Genomic DNA, 17,041 nt, shown 5'->3' on the forward strand with positions numbered 1-17,041 from the left:
GCCGCGACTGACGATTCAGGCCGCCTTCCGGTCGTCACGCATCAGCGCTTCGCCATGGCGGATCTCGGTGCCGAGCACTTTCAGGCATTCCCGCATGAAGGCGGCAAGGCCCGGCCAGCCCTTGGCTGAAACCAGATTGCCGTCGACATGCGCGCCGGTCGGCGCGACATCGATATAGATGCCGCCGGCAAGCGTCACTTCCGGCTCGCAATAATGCAGCGCCGCCACTTCCTTGCCGCGCACCACGCCGTCGACCGCGATCAGGATCTGCGCGCCATGGCAGATGGTGAAGATCGGCTTGCCGGTCTCATGGAAATGCCTGACCAGCGCCTGCACGCGCTTGTCGATACGGATATATTCCGGCCCGCGCCCGCCCGCCGCGTAGACCGCGTCGTAGTCGGCGGGGTTCACCTCGGCGAAGGTCTTGTTGAGGATGTAGTCGTGGCCGAGTTTTTCGGTATAGGTCTGGTGGCCCTCGAAATCGTGCAATGAGGTCTTGAGCACGTCGCCGGCCTTCTTGTCCGGGCACACGACATGGACGGTATGGCCGACCGCGTGCATGGCCTGTTCGAAGACGAAAATCTCGTACTCCTCGCTGAACTCGCCAACGAGCATCAATATTTTCTTGCCTGCCATGTTGCTTCCTCCCTTAGCTGACTATTATTTCGCGGCTCGAAATAATAGAACCTATCCTAAGGGCAGGCCAGCCAAAGAGGAAGCCTGAATCGCCAATGTGGTCTGACCAGAATGATACAGGTCGCGTTCCAGGCCTGCCTTGAGCAGATTTGGCCGACAAAATACGCAACGGTGGTCGGACCAGGCTGATCAGCTTGCCTGCACAAGTCTCGATCAGCTGGGCCGCCTGCGCCGCCAAGAATATTTCGGCCCTTTGGGCTCCTGTTCTACGGCCGGCTGATAGTACACCGGCAGGCCACCGGTCCGGCCTTCCTCAAGACGCTTCAACAGCACCGGATTGGAGACCTCGAACTCGTCGAAGCCGAGCCGCAGCATGTGCGGCAACTGGTCGACCAGAACTTGCCCAGTGGCGCGCACCGCGCCCTTGAAGTTATGCCGGGCCCGCAGCAATTCGCCCTTGGAAAAGGAGCGGCCGTCATTGAAGGCCGGGAAGGCAAGCGCCACCAGCGACAACTGGTCCAGCAGGCCGGTGATCTTGTCGAGCTCGTCGCCCGGCTGCAGCAGGACGCCGATGCGCTCGCGCGCCGACTTGCGGACCTCGTCGTCGAGCCCGAGAAAGGCCTGCAGCGGCAGGATGAAGCGGCCATTGCCGGCAAGTGCCTCGGCGCCTTCGGCGTGGGTCCATTCGTCCTCGCGAAAACCGTCCGGGGTCCAGAGGCGGATCCCCGCTTTCGTCGATCCAGTCATCAAAAATCCTAAAGTTCCAAATTGTCCCAGCGAGCCGGCAGGCCGCCAGCAACCGGAAGCCCGTCGCTTGCGAACCGGCATCACGTGATAGCGATATACCCTAAAGTGAGGCGTCGGTCAGCGACTTCTCCAAACCGGAGAGGTGGATGCCGCACTCGGTCTTGGCGTGGCCTGCCCAGCGGCCGCTGCGCGTATCCTCGCCCGGTTGCACCGGCTGCGTGCATGGGAAGCAGCCGATCGAGAGATAGCCATAGGCGACCAGCGGATTTTCGCGCAGCGCATGCGCGCGCATGTAGTCGGCCTGGTCGGCGGTCGTCCAATGCGCCAGCGGATTGATGCGGATGCGCGAGCCGACCGCCTCGAAGACGGGCAGTGCCGCGCGCGTCGAAGCCTGGAAGCGCTTGCGCCCGGTGAACCAGGCGCGGAACGGCTCGACGCCCCGCGCCAGCGGCTCGACCTTGCGCACATTGCAGCAGGCGTCGGTGTTGGTCTCATGCAGCCTGCCGGTCGGATCGACCTGTTCGAGCGCGGCCTCCTGCGGCTTGATCGCCCTGATATCGGTCAGGCCGAAATCGGCGACCAGCGCGTCGCGATAGCCGAGCGTCTCCTCGAAATGCTTTCCGGTATCGAGGAAGATCACCGGCAAGGTTCGGTCGATCTCCGAGATCATGTGCAGAAGCACGGCGGAGTCCGCACCGAAAGACGACACCGCGGCGACCTCGCCGCGGAAAGCTTCGCGCACCGAGCGCTCGATGATCTCGATCGGCTTCAGATGGCCGAGCAGCGCGTCCAGCCCGGCCGCTTCCGCGGCAACCCCGGCCTCGACGCCGCCTACCCTGTCAAGCGGCCTTGGTTTCGCCAGCATAGAGCGCCTCCTTGAACGGCGCGGGACCGACACGGCGGTAGGCGTCGATAAAACGTTCGTCGGGGTTGAGCCGAAGGCCGAGATAGGTATCGACGATCTGCTCGATGGCATCGGTGATCTCTTCCGAGGAGAAGCCGCGGCCGATGATCTCGCCGACCGAGGTGTTCTCGTCGGCCGAGCCGCCGAGTGTCACCTGGTAGAGCTCGGAGCCCTTCTTCTCCACCCCCAGGATGCCGATATGGCCGACATGGTGGTGACCGCAGGCGTTGATGCAGCCGGAGATCTTCAGCTTCAACTCGCCGATCTCGCGCTGCCGCTCCAGCGAGGCGAAGCGGCGCGAGATTTCCTGAGCCACGGGAATGGAACGCGCCGTGGCCAGTGCGCAATAGTCGAGGCCGGGGCAGGAGATGATGTCGCTGATCAGGTTGGAATTGGCGGTCGCCAGGTCGATCTCGACCAGCGCGTCATAGACAGCCTTGAGATCGGCGCGCGCCACATGCGGCAGGATCAGGTTCTGCTCGTGGCTGACGCGCAATTCGTCGAAAGCATATTTCTCGGCAATGTCGGCCACCGCTTCCATCTGGCTGTCGGTGGCGTCGCCGGGCGCCTCGCCGATGCCCTTGAGCGAAATCGTCACCGCCGCATAGTCGGGATGGCGATGCGTCACGACATTCTGGTCGAGCCATTCCGAAAAGCTCCTGGAATCGAGCCTGGCCTGTTTCACCAGCGCATCGCCTTCGGACCGATCCGTCAGTGCGGGCGGCGCGAAATAGGCGTTGATGGCCTGAATGTCGGCCTCCGGCAGCTTGAGTTCGGCATCCTTGAGCTCCTGCCATTCGGCCTCGATCTGGCGGGTGATCTCCTCCACGCCGGTCTCGTGCACCAGGATCTTGATGCGCGCCTTGTACTTGTTGTCGCGGCGGCCATAGAGGTTGTAAACGCGCAGGATCGCCGTGCAGTAGGAGAGGAGGTCGGCTTCCGGCAGGAAGTCGCGGATTTTTCTCGCCACCATCGGCGTGCGGCCCTGGCCGCCGCCGACATAGACGGCAAAGCCAAGTTCGCCGGCGGCGTTCTTCTTCAAATGCAAGCCGATGTCATGCGTCTGGATGGCGGCGCGGTCGCGCTCGGCGCCAGTCACGGCGATCTTGAACTTGCGCGGCAGGAATGAGAACTCCGGATGCACAGAAGACCATTGGCGCAGGATTTCCGCATAGGGACGCGGATCGGCGACCTCGTCGGCGGCGGCACCGGCGAAATGATCGGCGGTGACGTTGCGGATGCAGTTGCCGCTGGTCTGGATGGCATGCATCTCGACGCTCGCCAGATCGGCCAGGATCGCCGGGATGTCCGACAGCGCCGGCCAGTTGAACTGGATGTTCTGGCGCGTGGTGAAATGGCCGTAGCCCTTGTCGTATTTGCGCGCAATGTGGCCGAGCATGCGCAACTGCCGGCTGTTCAGCGTGCCGTAGGGCACGGCGATGCGCAACATATAGGCGTGCAGCTGCAGATAGACGCCGTTCATCAGCCTGAGCGGCCGGAACTGGTCCTCGGTGATCTCGCCGGCAAGCCGGCGCTGCACCTGATCGCTGAACTCGGCGACGCGGGCGTGAACGAAATCTTGGTCGAACTCGTCGTAACGGTACATGCTTCGTCTTTCCGGGCGCGTCCGCCCGCTGTTTCCTAAAACTCTACGCCCTGATTGCTTCCGGGACCGCCTGCTTGCCAAGATCGGTACGGATGGTCGGGCCCGCGGCGCGGATCTTTTCGCGCAGCCGCACCGGCTCGACCAGACCGTCGACCACAGTGACATCGATCAGGTTGACGTCGACCACCTCATTGTTGGCGGCGGCAGCGGCGCCGATCGCTTCGAGCCGATCCTCCGCCGCCTTGTCATGCGCGACATCGGCATGACCGACAGTCTCCGCCCAGCCGCCATCGGCGTACCAGACGGCGATGCCGTCGGAGAGCCTGTTCGCGGTCAGAACCTTCATTGCTTAACTCCTTCGGCGACGGCGAAAGCCGCGCCCTCACGCTTATGTGCCGCGAGCGGCTCGGATTGTTCAAAATTGGCGCCGGCGACCGCGTCGCCGATGATGGTCATCACCGGGCCGGTAAGGTCGACGCGCTCCTCCAGCGACGGCAGATCGGCCAGCGTGCCGTGGAAACGGCGGCGCTCGCCAAGGCTGGCGTTCTCGACGACGGCGACGGCGGTGTCCGGCGACAGCCCCGCTTCGATCAGTCGGCCGGCAACCTCGGCCGCGACCGAACGCCCCATATAGACGGCGACGGTCGCACCCGAGATGGCGAGCTTGGCCCAGTCGGGCAGCGAGTTGCCCTTGAGATCGTGGCCGGTGGTGAACACCATCGATGACGAAACGCCGCGCAGCGTCAGCGGCAGCTCGAAATCCGCGGCGGCGGCGAAGGCGGCGGTGACGCCCGGAACCACTTCATAGGCGATACCGGCCTCGCGAAGTGCTGCCATTTCCTCGCCGGCGCGTCCGAACACCAGCGGATCGCCGGACTTCAGCCGCACCACGCGCTTGCCGGCGCGGCCAAGCTCGATGAGCAGCGCATTGATTTCAGCCTGGCTCTTGGAATGGCAGCCCTTGCGCTTGCCGACCGGCAGGCGCTCGGCGTCGCGGCGGCCCATGGCCACGATCGGCTCCGGCACCAGCGCGTCGTAGACGATGGCATCGGCTTCCATCAGCAGGCGATGCGCACGCAAGGTCAAAAGGTCCTCCGCGCCCGGACCTGCGCCGACCAGCGCGATATGTCCCTGGACCGGAGCATCCTGGGCCAAAAGCTCGAGCGTCGCGCCATGCGCCTGAGCGAATTCGCCGGCTTCGATGGCCTTGGCCGGCGCGCCGGCGAAGAAATCGCTCCAGAAACGGCGGCGGCGATTGCCCTTCGGCAGCTTCTCGGCGGCGGCGCGGAACGACGCGGCAAGCGCCGCCAGCCGGCCGAGCGACGGCGACAGCGTGCGGTCGATACGCCCGCGCAACATCTGCGCCAGGACCGGCCCAGCGCCTTCGGTGCCGATGGCGATGGCGACCGGCGCCCGGTTGACCAGCGCCGGTGTGAAGAAATCGCAAAGCTCCGGACGATCGACGGCGTTGACCGCGATGCCCAGCCGGCGCGCATCCTCGACGACGCGGCGGTCGACCGCTTCATGGCCGCTGGCCGCGAACACCAGGACAGCACCTTGGAGATGCACGGCCTCATAGGCCGTTTTGATATGAACGGCGCCGGTCGAGGCGATGAAATCCAGCAGGCCGCTACTGGCATTGTCGGCAACGATGCGCAGCACCGCGCTCGATTGCGAAAGCAGCCGCGCCTTGGCGAGCGCCTCCTCGCCATTGCCGACGATGGCTACGGCTTCGCCGTCGACCCGCATGAAGACGGGAAAGGCATTGAGCTTGGCGTTGGTTGGCGACATGGCGATGAGCAATACTGGAACAGTTTGGCAGTTTTACGCGGCCACGCCAAAAACCAGAAGGCAAGCACTCGCGCGCCGCCGAACGGCAGGCAATCGCTTTTTCGCAACCGCGAAGGGCAAGAGAAAAAAATTCTACTTTGAGAATGAAGCAATCAGAACGGCATGAGAAACTGCCTTGATCCGACGCAATTTTTAGCGCCTTGGCTGGAAAGCCGCAAAACAGTTTTTTCTAAATTCTACTAAGTTAGTAGATTAAAGCCGACCCTTGGCTGTTCGGCGCCAGCCTCATCGGCTGAGAGTGATCGAAGCGCCATCGCCAGATCGGAACAATCATGCTTCGCGGCTCGTTTGCTTAGCAGTCCATTTGTCGATCCGAAGCTCCATCGATCGGCAATCGTGCAAGCAAGGAGGAACGCGATGAGCATCAAGCTGAAGCACGGATTATGGGTCGTCGTGGCCGATGGCGAGAAGGCACTCTTCCTGCGCAACCAGGGCGACAGCAAGTTCCCGAATTTGGAAGTGATGCAGGAGATGGAGCAGGAGAATCCGGCCACGCGCGAGCAAGGCAGCGACAAGCCGGGCCGCCAGAGCAACGAGGGTCCCCGCAGCGCCGTCGAAGAAACCGACTGGCACCGTCTCGGCAAGGAGCGCTTCGCCGTCGAGATTGCCGACCGGCTCTACAAGCTCGCGCATCGTGGCGCGTTCGACGCGGTCGTGCTGATCGCACCGCCGCAGGTGCTTGGCGAGATGCGCCAGAAACTGCACAAGGAGGTCGGTGAGAAGGTACAGGCGGAAATCCCGAAGACGCTCACCAACCACACCATTTCCGACATCGAGAACCTGCTTCAGGCGGCATGAAGCGGCGGAACGAACGCAGCTTCGAAGCCTGATTGGTCTAAGAGCCGTCTCTTTGGCGGCGCGGTGCTGATTTTCCGGCGCGCGCCGTTACGATTCTGCGTGGCGGTGGTTGCATCATCGCCGCTCCGTCCACCATATTGCCGAAGGCGACGGCCTCGGCGCCCATCCGACATCGCGATTTTTCGAAAGGCGCTCCATAGACAATGCCGCATGACACGCCTCTTATCGCCACCATCGTCGCCGGTCTGGGGCTTGCTTTTGTCTTCGGTGCTTTAGCCAACCGGCTCCGCATCCCGCCGCTTGTCGGCTATCTTGTTGCCGGCGTCCTGGTCGGTCCGAACACGCCCGGCTTCGTGGCCGATGCCAGCTTGGCCAACGAGTTGGCCGAAATCGGCGTCATCCTTCTGATGTTCGGCGTCGGCTTGCATTTTTCGCTGAAGGACCTTCTGTCCGTCCGCGCCATTGCGGTGCCGGGCGCCATCGTGCAGATCGGTTTTGCCACCTTGCTTGGCGCCGGGCTTGCCTGGCTGCTCGGTTGGTCGCTGGGCGCCGGCCTGGTCTTCGGCCTCGCGCTTTCGGTCGCCTCGACCGTGGTGCTTTTGCGCGCACTTCAGGAGCGACGGCTGATCGAGACCGAACGCGGCCGCATCGCCGTCGGCTGGCTGATCGTCGAGGATCTCGCCATGGTGCTGGCGCTGGTGCTTTTGCCGGCACTCGCCGGCGTGCTTGGCGGCCAGCCGCAGGCCGATGACCATGCGAGCCTGCTCTCGCTGCCCGCCAGCTATGGCATATGGGGCGTGGTCGGCATCACGCTCGCCAAGGTCGCCGCCTTCGTCGTCGTCATGCTGGTGGTCGGCCGCAGGGTGATTCCCTGGATCCTGCACTACGTCGCCCATACCGGCTCGCGCGAACTGTTCCGGCTCGCCGTGCTGGCCATGGCGCTCGGCGTCGCCTTCGGCGCTGCGAAGCTGTTCGGCGTCTCACTGGCGCTCGGCGCCTTCTTCGCCGGCATGATCATGAGCGAATCCGAGCTCAGCCACCGCGCGGCGGAAGAATCGCTGCCGCTGCGCGACGCCTTCTCGGTGCTGTTCTTCGTCTCGGTCGGCATGCTGTTCGACCCGTTCAGCCTGATCAGCAACGGCCTGCCCATCCTCGCCACCTTGGCCATCATCGTCATCGGCAAGTCGATCGCTGCTTTCGTCATCGTCATTGTCTTCCGCTACCCGATCGCCACCGCGCTGATGATTTCGGCGAGCCTTGCCCAGATCGGCGAATTTTCCTTCATTCTGGCCGAGCTTGGTGTCGGCCTGAAACTGTTGCCAGAGCAGGGCCGCGACCTGATCCTGGCCGGCGCCATCCTGTCGATCCTGCTCAATCCGCTGATGTTCCTGATCGTGGACTGGATGAAACCCTGGCTGGAAAAGCGTGCCGGCAAGGATGCCGCGCCGGCCGTGGAGCAGCGACCCATCGGCCCGGCGACCGAGCCCGGCCAGGTCGCTTCGGTGTCGGCCCCGGGCAAGGAAGACGGCCCGCCGCCGAAAACGGCGCTTGCCGGCCATTCCATCCTGATCGGCTATGGCCGCGTCGGCAGCCTGGTGGGCGCGGCGCTGAAGGAAGCCGCCCTGCCCTTCCTGGTCATCGAGGATGCCGACAAGACGCTGGCGAAGCTGCGGGACGACGGCGTCGAAACCGTCGCCGGCAACGCCGCCAATGCGGACGTCTTCTCGGCCGCCAATCCGGAAGGCGCAAAGCGGCTGATCCTCGCCATCCCCAACGCCTTCGAGGCGGGGCAGGTCGTGCTTCGGGCGCGGGCCGCCAATCCGGCGATCAACGTCATTGCCCGCGCTCATTCCGACGCCGAGGTCGAGCATCTGAAAGGCCTCGGCGCCGACACCGTCATCATGGGCGAACGCGAGATCGCCCGCGGCATCGTCGAGGTGGTGACCGGCAAGACCGTCGATCGGGCCGGGCCTGCCATGGAGATCAACCCGCAGCCCGCTTGATTGGCATCACGCCACGAACGCAGAGCCGCCGTTTTGCGCGATATCGCTGAGATATTTGGCCGGCGGCTTGCCCAGCGCCTTCTTGAACATGGTGATGAAGGCGGTGACGGATTCGTAGCCGAGATCGCCCGACACCTGCTGCACACTGGCGCCGGCGGACAGTTCCCTGAGCGCCACGATCAGATGCAGCTGCTGGCGCCAGCGCCCGAAACTCAAGCCGGTCTCCTTCACCACGAGACGCGCCAGGCTGCTTTCGCTGAGCGCAACACGGTCTGCCCAATCGGCCAAGGTGCTGCGATCGGCGGGGTCGTCCGCCAACGCTTCGGCGATCCGTCGCAACCGGGGCTCCGCCGAGATCGGCAGGTGCAACTGCTGAACCGGCATAAGCGGCAGCTCGGCAAGCAGGACCTTTCCCAGGAAATCGCATCTCGGCTCGTCCGGCGCGCACTCCGACAGTTCGATGATCAGCTCGCGCAGCAGCGGCGAGATCGAAAGCGTGCAGCACCGATCCGGCAGGTCGGCGGCGCCCGGCTCGATATAGACGAAGAAAATCCGCGCATTCGCCGTCGCGATGTTGCTGTGTTCCATGCGGCTCGGCACCCACACCCCGCAATGCGGCGGCACCATCCAAAGCCCGCTCGGAACGCGGCAGGTGACGCCGCCGCCGAGCGCGAAGACGAGCTGCCCTTTGCGATGCCAATGCGCCGGCACCTCGGCCTTGGTCCCCGTGACATCGACGCCAATGGCGATCGCCGGCGCGGCCACGTCGTCGACGTCGAAATCCAGCCATGGCCAGCGGAGCGGCTGTCTCATATCTGACGGCTTTTAGAGATCATCTGGTTTTATCTCTAAATTATTCGAGCGCGAAAGTCGATAGGCTCCAGCCAATTCGCCAATCGATAGCGACTCCCAAGCGCTAATTTCAAAGGAGGGGCCCATGCTCGCTCTCGCCATTTCTTCCGGCAGCCCCAACAGGCTGAAGCTCACCGAGGTCGACCACCCAAACTGCAATGGAAATGAAGCATTGGTGGCTGTTCATGCAACATCATTGAATCGTGGTGAGCTGCGCCTGCTCGGCATACGTCCCGACGGCTGGATACCTGGCCAGGACATCGTCGGCATTGTCGAGCGCGCGGCGGCCGATGGTTCAGGCCCGGCCGCAGGCACGCGCGTTGCCGCCTTGGTCGACCAGGCCGGCTGGGCCGAGCGCGTCGCCGTTCCGACCGACCGTCTTGCCGTCGTGCCGGACGCGGTCAGCTTCGCCGACGCAGCCACGCTCCCGGTGGCGGGCACGACGGCGCTGCGGACTTTGCGCCATGGCGGCGACCTCGCCGGCCAGCGGGTCCTGATCACCGGCGCGAGCGGCGCGGTCGGCCGCTTCCAGATCCAGATCGCCCGCGAGCAAGGCGCTTCGGTGACAGCGGTCGCTTCGGCCCGGCACCACGATGATCTTCGCGATCTGGGCGCCGGGCAGGTCGTCGAGTCGATCGAACTGGCCGGGGGCCTATTTTCATTGATCACCGAGTCGGTCAGCGGCAAAAGCCTCGCCGACGCGATCGAGCGTGTCGCGCCCGGCGGGACCATCGTCATGTTCGGCTCGAGCAGCGGCGAGCTCACGCCGATCGGATTCCGGCAGTTCGTTCCGGGCCACGAGGGCGCGAGGCTCCAGACTTTCGCCTATTACACATCCGGTTCAGCCATCGGCGCTGACATCGCCACGCTGCTCGATCTCGTCGCGGCCGGCCGGCTGGAGACCCGCGTGGCGATGACCGTGCCATGGACGGACATCGGCCAGGCCCTGGACGCGCTGCGGCAGCGCAGCTTCAGCGGCAAGGCCGTTCTCACCATGGCCAGATGAGCCGACTGCGGTCTATCGCTTCACAACAGTAAGATCGGCTTCTATCAGCCGCTTCCTGATACTTTGAACGTCGGGCGACGGAACGTTCCATTGCCATGTTACAGCCGAAACCTTCCGTAAGACGCCAAATGAATTTTCTTCAATCCAGTTTTCCAAGTATTTGCCATCGATCTGGCGGTTCAGGTGGCCTTCTGACAGCAGATTGAAGGGAAACAGATCGCGAATTTTTTGGTCCAACTGCCGCCGAGCGCTTTCAGCTCGGAAAATTGGGCCGAAGGCGAAAGACTGCTCTTTCATTTCAGGTGGAGGGCCATAAACCGTCTTGTCCACGGTAGCGAAACGGGAAGATGCCGACCCTCGCGCAAATGCCCTCGGCCCCCAAAAGTACGGCATCGACAAACCGATCCCGTAAACAGGTTGCAACTCCTCGCAAACCAATCTGGTGATCCTCTGGAATGTACCGTTGAAATCCGTGACCGCCGCCTTGTCGATATGGATTTCGAAGCATCGGAAACTCTCGGGAGAGCAGGCAATTTCTATTGCAAAATCCGAGAGTGTATCGACACCCCTCTTCCAGAGATAACTCAGCGCTTGCCATTCCTGCTTTCGGAGCACATCGCGCTTTACGAAGTTGCGAAAGAGATAGTCCTTGCTGGTTTTCGCGCCGACGACGGTTGCGATATCTGGTGCTAAGCCGATAATTCCGGCGATCTTATCCAGTATGTCGCGCGCTCGGCGTATATCGAGCTCTGCGGCCCACTCATAGATGACGAGCGACCCAACGATGTTGGTTTCTGTGTAACGCTCGAAACCCTGACTCACACGTGCTGGCCGCCATTGATGTGTATTTCCGAGCCGGTGACGTAGGACGCCTGGCCTGAGCACAGGAAGAAGATGATGTCGGCGACTTCCGAGGTGGCACCAAGCCTTCTCAGCGGGATCGTCTCGACGATCTTGTCGGTGCCGGGCGACAGGATCGCGGTGTCGATCTCGCCCGGCGCGATCGCGTTGACGCGGATGCCGTGCGGACCGAAATCATGCGCCATCTCGCGCGTTAGCGAGCCGAGCGCCGCTTTCGATGTGGCATAGGCCGTGCCGGCGAAAGGATGCACGCGGGTGCCTGCGATCGAGGTGACGTTGACGATCGAGCCTTTGGCGGCGGCGAGCTCCTTGAACAGGCCTCTGGCCAGCATGATCGGCGCAAAGAAATTGACCTGGAACACGTCGCGCCAGACATGCATCGGCGTCTCGATTGAATCCATGCGCCTGCCGTCTTTCAGCTTCGGCGAGATGCCGGCATTGTTGACCAGCGCGTGCAACTGTCCGCCATGCGCCTCCAACCGGTGGCGGATTTCCGAGACGGCGATGCCGACATCCTCCTGGTCGGCGAGGTCGACCTTGATGTGGTCCTCGGGGCCGGCCGGCCACGGGCAATCCTCGGCGAAAGCCTGGCGCGAGCAGGTGATGACGCGCCAGCCCTCGCGCGAAAAGCGCTTCACGGTCGCATGGCCGATCCCCCGGCTGGCGCCGGTGAGCACGATGGTTTTTCTGCTGTCGGTCTCGGCCATGGCTTGATCTCCGGCCGGACATGTAGCCGAAGGCGCTTGCCATTACGAGAGGGCGAGTTGCCGCTTCAACCGCCGCCCAGGATATCGAGGATCGAAGTCTGCCGCTTCTTGGTCGGTCCGCCGACATTGCCGGGCGGCACCGGATGCTTGATCGAGGCGGTCGATCCGCTGTCGCTTGGCATGTCGAAGCCGTCCGCATCGACGGTCTGGGCCGGGCGCGCCTGACGTACCGGCGCTGGCGCCGGAGCGACCGGCTGGGACTGGCCGACGGCCGCGGGCGGCGCTGGCGGCTGCGAGGCGTCAGCCGACGGGATCTCGTCCGGCACGATCGTATCGGACGGCGTCGACTTCCAGGTGCCGGGCAGCGGCCTGACCGGCACGCCTTCATGCGCGGCCACCATGAATTCGTGCCAGGCCTGCGCCGGCAGGGCGCCGCCGGTGACCTTCTTCATCGGGCTGCCGTCGTCATTGCCGAACCACACGCCCGTGGTGAGATTGGCGGTGTAGCCGACGAACCAGGCATCGCGTGAGTTCTGGCTGGTGCCGGTCTTGCCGGCCGAAGGCCAGTTGAACGCCGCCTTCTTGGCGGTGCCGACCTCGACGGTACCCGTCATCATCGAGTTCATCATGCCGACGATATCGGCCTTGATGACGCGCGGCGCGCTGCCGCCGCTGTTCTCGTAGAGCACCTTGCCGTTGGCGGTGCTAATGCGTTGGATGAAGTGGATGTCCGGCTTGTAGCCGCCATTGGCGAAAGGCACATAGGCCGAGGTCAGTTCCAGCGGCGTCACCTCCGAGGTGCCGAGCGCGATCGAGGTGTTGGCCTGCAGGTCCGACTGGATGCCCATGCGATGCGCGGCTTCCACCACGGCGTCGGGGCCGACTTCCATGGTGAGCTGGGCCGCCACCGAGTTGAGCGACTTGGCCAAAGCTGTCGCCAGCGTCACCTTGCCGTAATATTTGCCGCCGTAATTGTCCGGCGTCCATTTGCCGATCTTGATCGGCGCGTCGTTGCGGATGCTGTCAGGCGTGCGGCCGGCTTCCAGCGCCGCCATATAGACGAAGGGCTTGAAGGCCGAGCCCGGCTGCCGGCGCGCTTCCGAGGCGCGGTCGAACTGGCTGGTCGAATAATCATAGCCGCCGACCATCGCGCGCACCGCGCCGGAATCGTCGATCGACACCAGCGCGCCTTGCGTGACGTTGAGCTTCTTGCCGCTCTCGTCGATCAGCCGGCGGATCGACTGTTCGGCAAGCTTCTGCAGGTTGAGGTCGACCGTGGTGTTGATGACGATGTCGCTGCGCACGTCGCCGATGAGGTCCGGGAGTTCGTCCATCACCGTATCGGCGACATAGTTTTCCGAGCCGGTCCAGTAGGACGGCGCGCGCGTCGCCGACGCGCTCAGCGCCGTCTTGTATTCCTTGTCGCTGATCTTGCCGGTCTCGCGCATGGCCGCGAGCACGAGCTGCGCCCGCTCCTCGGCCGCCTTCGGGTCGCGCGCCGGCGAAAGCTTGGACGGCGCCTTCAGCAGGCCCGCCAGCAACGCGGCTTCCGAAAGCGTCACGTCGCGCGCGCTCTTGCCGAAATAGCGCCGCGAGGCCGCCTCCACGCCATAGGCGCCCGAGCCGAAATAGACCCGGTTGAGGTACATTTCGAGGATCTGATCCTTGCTGTGCTTGTGCTCGAGCCACAGCGCGAGCAGCACTTCCTGGACCTTGCGCTCCAGCGTACGGTCCGGCGTCAGGAACAGGTTCTTCGCCAGCTGCTGGGTCAGCGTCGAGCCGCCCTGCGAGAAATGGCCGCCAAGCAGATTGGCGACCATGGCGCGCGACAGGCCGATCGGGTCGATGCCGAAATGCGAATAGAAGCGCCGGTCCTCGATGGCGACCACGGCCTCGGGGATATAGGGCGACATTTCGTGCAGGCCGACGGCCTCACCGCCAGACGCACCGCGATTGGCGATCAGCGCGCCATCGACCGAGACGATCTTGATGTTCGGCGCACGGTCCGGGACCGACCACGTCGTCGCCGCCGGCATCTTGGCGCCGTAATAGACGACGATGCCTGCCGTCGCGATACCGCCCCATATGCAGAGCACGAAGCACCAGTAGACAAGCCGCGTGGCGATACCGAGCAGCCCGCGCCGATTGCGGTCGCGACCACGTCCGCGGCCGCGCGATTTCGCCTTGGCGGACCTGCCTTTCGAAGCGGATTTACGACTGCCCGGCACGACGCGATCCTCCTCGCTCACCGAAAAGCCTTCGGAGGATTTCGCGCGCGGCGATCCCTCGAAGCTCGGTTCGATGCGACTGTCTCTGCGGTTCGCCATGCGCTCTTGCTAGCCTGCCCCCGGGTGCCGATGGCGTTCGGGTTGAAGACTAGATGCGGCGATTTAAGGGCGGGTTAAAGCAGGGTTTATGCAGGCCGTTGAAATTCCTTACGAACTTCTAAACGCGTTACCGCTCTGTTCACGGCGCTTGACGCGGGCGTCCGCCAAGCGATCGGACCTCGCGTCTGCCTTCGATTGAGCGGTGCCGAGATAGTTTTCGTAAAAGCGGGCCACCAAAGCAACAGGGAGTCCGCCATGGAAGGTCGTCAACGGCCGGAAAGCCCTGCTTGTCGGCGAGCGCCGGAAGGCGCTCTCGCATCCATTTCTCGGCATTGTCGCAACCGACGATCGCCTCGGCGATCTGGCGATCGTCGGCAAACATCGGCAGGTCCTAGAGCTGTTCTCACGCCAAGCGCGGCCAGGCTGGGATGTGTGGGGATTTGAAGCCGAGCCGGCGCCGTCAGCGAAGAAGCCGCGCGCGAGAAAGGCGGTGGCGGCACGAAGAGTTCAGAACACCGCGCGCTTCGGAGGACGAGGATGCGAACCGGATCTGCGGCTAAAATCACCTTCGAGGAAAACTTCAGACCAGTCTACTTGTTCAGTCCCGGTGCATACCGGGGGATTGGTCGGCTCGTAGTAGCAGTTGACGTGTCGGAGGTCCGAGGTTCCTACCCTGCCGATTTTCGCGCCGGAAAAATCACATCTTACGAAAGTGCCGTTCGACAGATCTTTTGCGGAAGAGATTTTGCATCTCTCGAAAGTGCAATCGACAAAACTTTGGTCGATATCCATTGCGCATCTTGTGAACGTCACCATGTCAAACATGGCGTTTTGCAGCGGGCCGACTTGTGCCGAGAAGAAATTGCCGCCGTTGTAGTAAACGCCCCCGACGCCCCGTACCAGTCTCCAATACGTTTTCGGACGAGGGGTGTCAGTGTCGTCGTTGGTTGGCTCACTGAAATCCAACGTTCGCTGGGCGATCAGTCTAGTTCTACCAGTTATTCGGCCCAAGGCCTCAATGGCCAAACGAACTCCGGCGTTCAGATGGTCGGTCTTGCCCTGTTCGTCAACAAAGTCCGCTATGAGGTTCATCGCTTCGATCGCGAACGGCGAATTGGGCGTATTGGCTACAGCCTCAAGCGATACGAGACCGGCTGCGACATGAGACCTTTTGCCAGGGTCCGAGAGCAACTCCGCGCCTTTTTGAAGGCGGAGGGCAAGATTGTTCTCATCGGTCGCGGCGATCTGAGCGGTCAGTTTCTCGATTTGAATTCTCTGCAGCTTAGCCTGCTGTGTGGCAATCAGGCCTCTCCACACGACCGTACAGAAAGTAATCAACGCCACCCCAAACGCGGCGAGGCTGCCCACTATCTGGACACGCTGAAGCATCTGCAGATCAGTTGTAGAGGAATATACCCAAGGGAAGAAAAACGCGCAGACAGAAGGTGTTCCAATTGCCAGCGCAATTGCGGCCGCCTTCCAGCTATCGGCGGTTTCCCAAAGCTCGTCGCTATTACTCTCAGCCATCGTCGTTTGCCCCCAAGGCGGCACGTAGCACGAAATCCATCAAGCTGGCGAGGGCAACATGAGCAGCGTCCTGGCTGGCACCCTCACTGACCCATATCTCGATTTCCTGCGCCGCAAGATGCATCTCGCCTCGTCGCACGGCCTCGATGTCGAGGCTGGAGATGCCCCTGGGTCTCCCTACGACGGTTGGGCGCCTAAATGGATTTGGGACTGGTTTCTCACAAGGGCCGGTCCAGCTACTGGCGATGGCCCACTGATCGCTCAAGTGCCTTCGCCGCGCTGAACACGGCCTTCGGAGCGCGTCAACCTTGTAACTGCGGCTTAGGGGAAAGCTTCATAGGCCGAAAGTTGCGGCCTCGCTTTCATTGTTCCCTGTGTGATATAGACCGCTCCTTATGAGGGGTAAATCATTAAAAGCACTTCTTGTTGCTGTCGGCGTCCTAATTGGCGCGAGCGCGATGATCTTTATTGACCACCAAGCGTGGCTACTAGAAAGCATCAAATACAATTTCACATGGGAAGGCACGCGCGATTGGATCGGTGCGACGAGCGGATGGGCGGCTGCCGCATTTGCAGCTGCGACGATCTACGTCCTTTGGAGGCAGGTAGATCAAGTCAGGCAAGCGGAACGCGACAGATCGCGTGGAATCGCCAACACTATACTTATCGACGTTCTGGACACTGGCCTGCGTCTTCCGAAAATAACTCACCTACATGAACTTGACCCCCCTATGTCAGATCTATCGCGGGGCATGATCAACGATGCCACAAGGGTAGCGCCAGAACTTGCCGCTGCTCTGCAGAGACATTGCAGAGAAATTGGCGCGTTCGAATCTCTGATTCGCTCTCGAACAGGTCGGGGGCCGGGAGCGATCACCGCCGCGCTACTTTCTGATGCACGGTCACTCGCCTTTCGGGCCACTGTTCTATCGTGGTGCTTTGGCATAGCGAGTGAGCAGATCGCAAAAAAGGGACGGGCAACTGGACATTTCATTGATCAGAAAAATCTGGATCGGATAAAGCAACACTACAACGCCCAAGATGATGACATGGGCTTCCTGGAGCAGTTGTTTGAAGCTTCGCCCGTTGGCTCGTAGCCGCCGGATGGAACGAAACAGGCTCCCCGCTACCACCACTCTCTCTCATTGCGGTAACACTTTCCAACGAAAACAACTGCTTACCTTTAAAGGCGGGTTAAGGCACGGTTTATGCAGCC

The 17,041-nt window shown here is 62.7% G+C and carries 16 protein-coding genes; 4 read left to right on the forward strand and 12 right to left on the reverse strand.

What is annotated here, in order from left to right; translation table 11 throughout:
* Window positions 1–15 precede the first annotated feature (15 nt).
* From FJW10_RS21415 to cysG, 6 genes are all read right to left on the reverse strand, one after another.
* Window positions 16–636, reverse strand: coding sequence for a DJ-1/PfpI family protein (locus tag FJW10_RS21415; RefSeq protein WP_140644581.1), 621 nt, complete (start codon window positions 634–636; stop codon window positions 16–18).
* 213 nt (window positions 637–849) lie between these two features.
* Complete coding sequence (locus FJW10_RS21420; RefSeq protein WP_140901532.1) at window positions 850–1,383, reverse strand: DUF934 domain-containing protein; 534 nt, start codon at window positions 1,381–1,383, stop codon at window positions 850–852.
* A 100-nt stretch (window positions 1,384–1,483) separates the two neighbouring features.
* Window positions 1,484–2,248: a phosphoadenylyl-sulfate reductase gene (locus FJW10_RS21425; RefSeq protein ID WP_140901533.1), complete on the reverse strand. Its 765-nt coding sequence runs from the start codon at window positions 2,246–2,248 to the stop codon at window positions 1,484–1,486.
* Complete coding sequence (locus FJW10_RS21430; protein WP_140901534.1) at window positions 2,223–3,893, reverse strand: nitrite/sulfite reductase; 1,671 nt, start codon at window positions 3,891–3,893, stop codon at window positions 2,223–2,225. The genes FJW10_RS21425 and FJW10_RS21430 overlap by 26 nt, the downstream gene beginning before the upstream one ends.
* Before the next feature lie 43 nt (window positions 3,894–3,936).
* Window positions 3,937–4,239 (reverse strand): DUF2849 domain-containing protein, encoded by a 303-nt coding sequence (locus FJW10_RS21435; RefSeq protein WP_140901535.1) that lies wholly within the window; start codon window positions 4,237–4,239, stop codon window positions 3,937–3,939.
* The gene (cysG, locus tag FJW10_RS21440; protein ID WP_140901536.1) at window positions 4,236–5,684 is read right to left on the reverse strand and encodes a siroheme synthase CysG; all 1,449 of its coding nucleotides are present in this window, start codon (window positions 5,682–5,684) and stop codon (window positions 4,236–4,238) included. Before cysG ends, FJW10_RS21435 begins: the two co-directional genes overlap by 4 nt.
* 417 nt (window positions 5,685–6,101) lie before the next feature.
* Here cysG and FJW10_RS21445 point away from each other — a divergent pair, with 417 nt between their 5' ends.
* Both FJW10_RS21445 and ybaL read left to right on the forward strand, forming a co-directional pair.
* Entirely contained in the window at window positions 6,102–6,542 is a 441-nt protein-coding gene (locus FJW10_RS21445; RefSeq protein ID WP_140836131.1) for a host attachment family protein, read from the forward strand.
* Between the two features lie 203 nt (window positions 6,543–6,745).
* Window positions 6,746–8,545, forward strand: a complete 1,800-nt coding sequence (gene ybaL, locus FJW10_RS21450; protein WP_181177616.1) for a YbaL family putative K(+) efflux transporter — start codon at window positions 6,746–6,748, stop codon at window positions 8,543–8,545.
* Between the two features lie 6 nt (window positions 8,546–8,551).
* Here the strand turns inward: ybaL and FJW10_RS21455 are convergent, their stop codons facing one another.
* Complete coding sequence (locus tag FJW10_RS21455; protein ID WP_140901537.1) at window positions 8,552–9,358, reverse strand: helix-turn-helix transcriptional regulator; 807 nt, start codon at window positions 9,356–9,358, stop codon at window positions 8,552–8,554.
* Window positions 9,359–9,482: 124 nt separating this feature from the next.
* Between FJW10_RS21455 and FJW10_RS21460 the strand changes: the two genes are divergently transcribed.
* The gene (locus FJW10_RS21460) at window positions 9,483–10,403 is read left to right on the forward strand and encodes a zinc-binding dehydrogenase (protein ID WP_140901538.1); all 921 of its coding nucleotides are present in this window, start codon (window positions 9,483–9,485) and stop codon (window positions 10,401–10,403) included.
* A gap of 12 nt (window positions 10,404–10,415) precedes the next feature.
* On the opposite strand, the gene FJW10_RS21465 is transcribed toward FJW10_RS21460, so the two are convergent.
* The 5 genes from FJW10_RS21465 to FJW10_RS21485 all read right to left on the reverse strand — a co-directional run bounded on the left by FJW10_RS21465 (window position 10,416) and on the right by FJW10_RS21485 (window position 15,825).
* The gene (locus tag FJW10_RS21465) at window positions 10,416–11,225 is read right to left on the reverse strand and encodes a hypothetical protein (RefSeq protein ID WP_140836134.1); all 810 of its coding nucleotides are present in this window, start codon (window positions 11,223–11,225) and stop codon (window positions 10,416–10,418) included.
* Window positions 11,222–11,971 (reverse strand): SDR family oxidoreductase, encoded by a 750-nt coding sequence (locus tag FJW10_RS21470; protein WP_140644591.1) that lies wholly within the window; start codon window positions 11,969–11,971, stop codon window positions 11,222–11,224. Before FJW10_RS21470 ends, FJW10_RS21465 begins: the two co-directional genes overlap by 4 nt.
* Window positions 11,972–12,036: 65 nt before the next feature.
* Window positions 12,037–14,298 carry a transglycosylase domain-containing protein gene (locus FJW10_RS21475; RefSeq protein WP_140901539.1) on the reverse strand — a complete coding sequence of 754 codons (2,262 nt, stop codon included), beginning with the start codon at window positions 14,296–14,298 and terminating at the stop codon, window positions 12,037–12,039.
* A 139-nt stretch (window positions 14,299–14,437) separates the two neighbouring features.
* Window positions 14,438–14,680, reverse strand: coding sequence for a hypothetical protein (locus FJW10_RS21480; protein ID WP_140901540.1), 243 nt, complete (start codon window positions 14,678–14,680; stop codon window positions 14,438–14,440).
* 125 nt (window positions 14,681–14,805) lie between these two features.
* Window positions 14,806–15,825: a hypothetical protein gene (locus FJW10_RS21485; RefSeq protein WP_140901541.1), complete on the reverse strand. Its 1,020-nt coding sequence runs from the start codon at window positions 15,823–15,825 to the stop codon at window positions 14,806–14,808.
* 458 nt (window positions 15,826–16,283) lie between these two features.
* Here FJW10_RS21485 and FJW10_RS21490 point away from each other — a divergent pair, with 458 nt between their 5' ends.
* Window positions 16,284–16,922 (forward strand): hypothetical protein, encoded by a 639-nt coding sequence (locus FJW10_RS21490; RefSeq protein ID WP_140901542.1) that lies wholly within the window; start codon window positions 16,284–16,286, stop codon window positions 16,920–16,922.
* The last annotated feature ends 119 nt before the right edge of the window (window positions 16,923–17,041 follow it).

The sequence above is a fragment of the Mesorhizobium sp. B4-1-1 genome (assembly GCF_006439375.1).
In the GTDB taxonomy this organism is placed as follows: domain Bacteria; phylum Pseudomonadota; class Alphaproteobacteria; order Rhizobiales; family Rhizobiaceae; genus Mesorhizobium.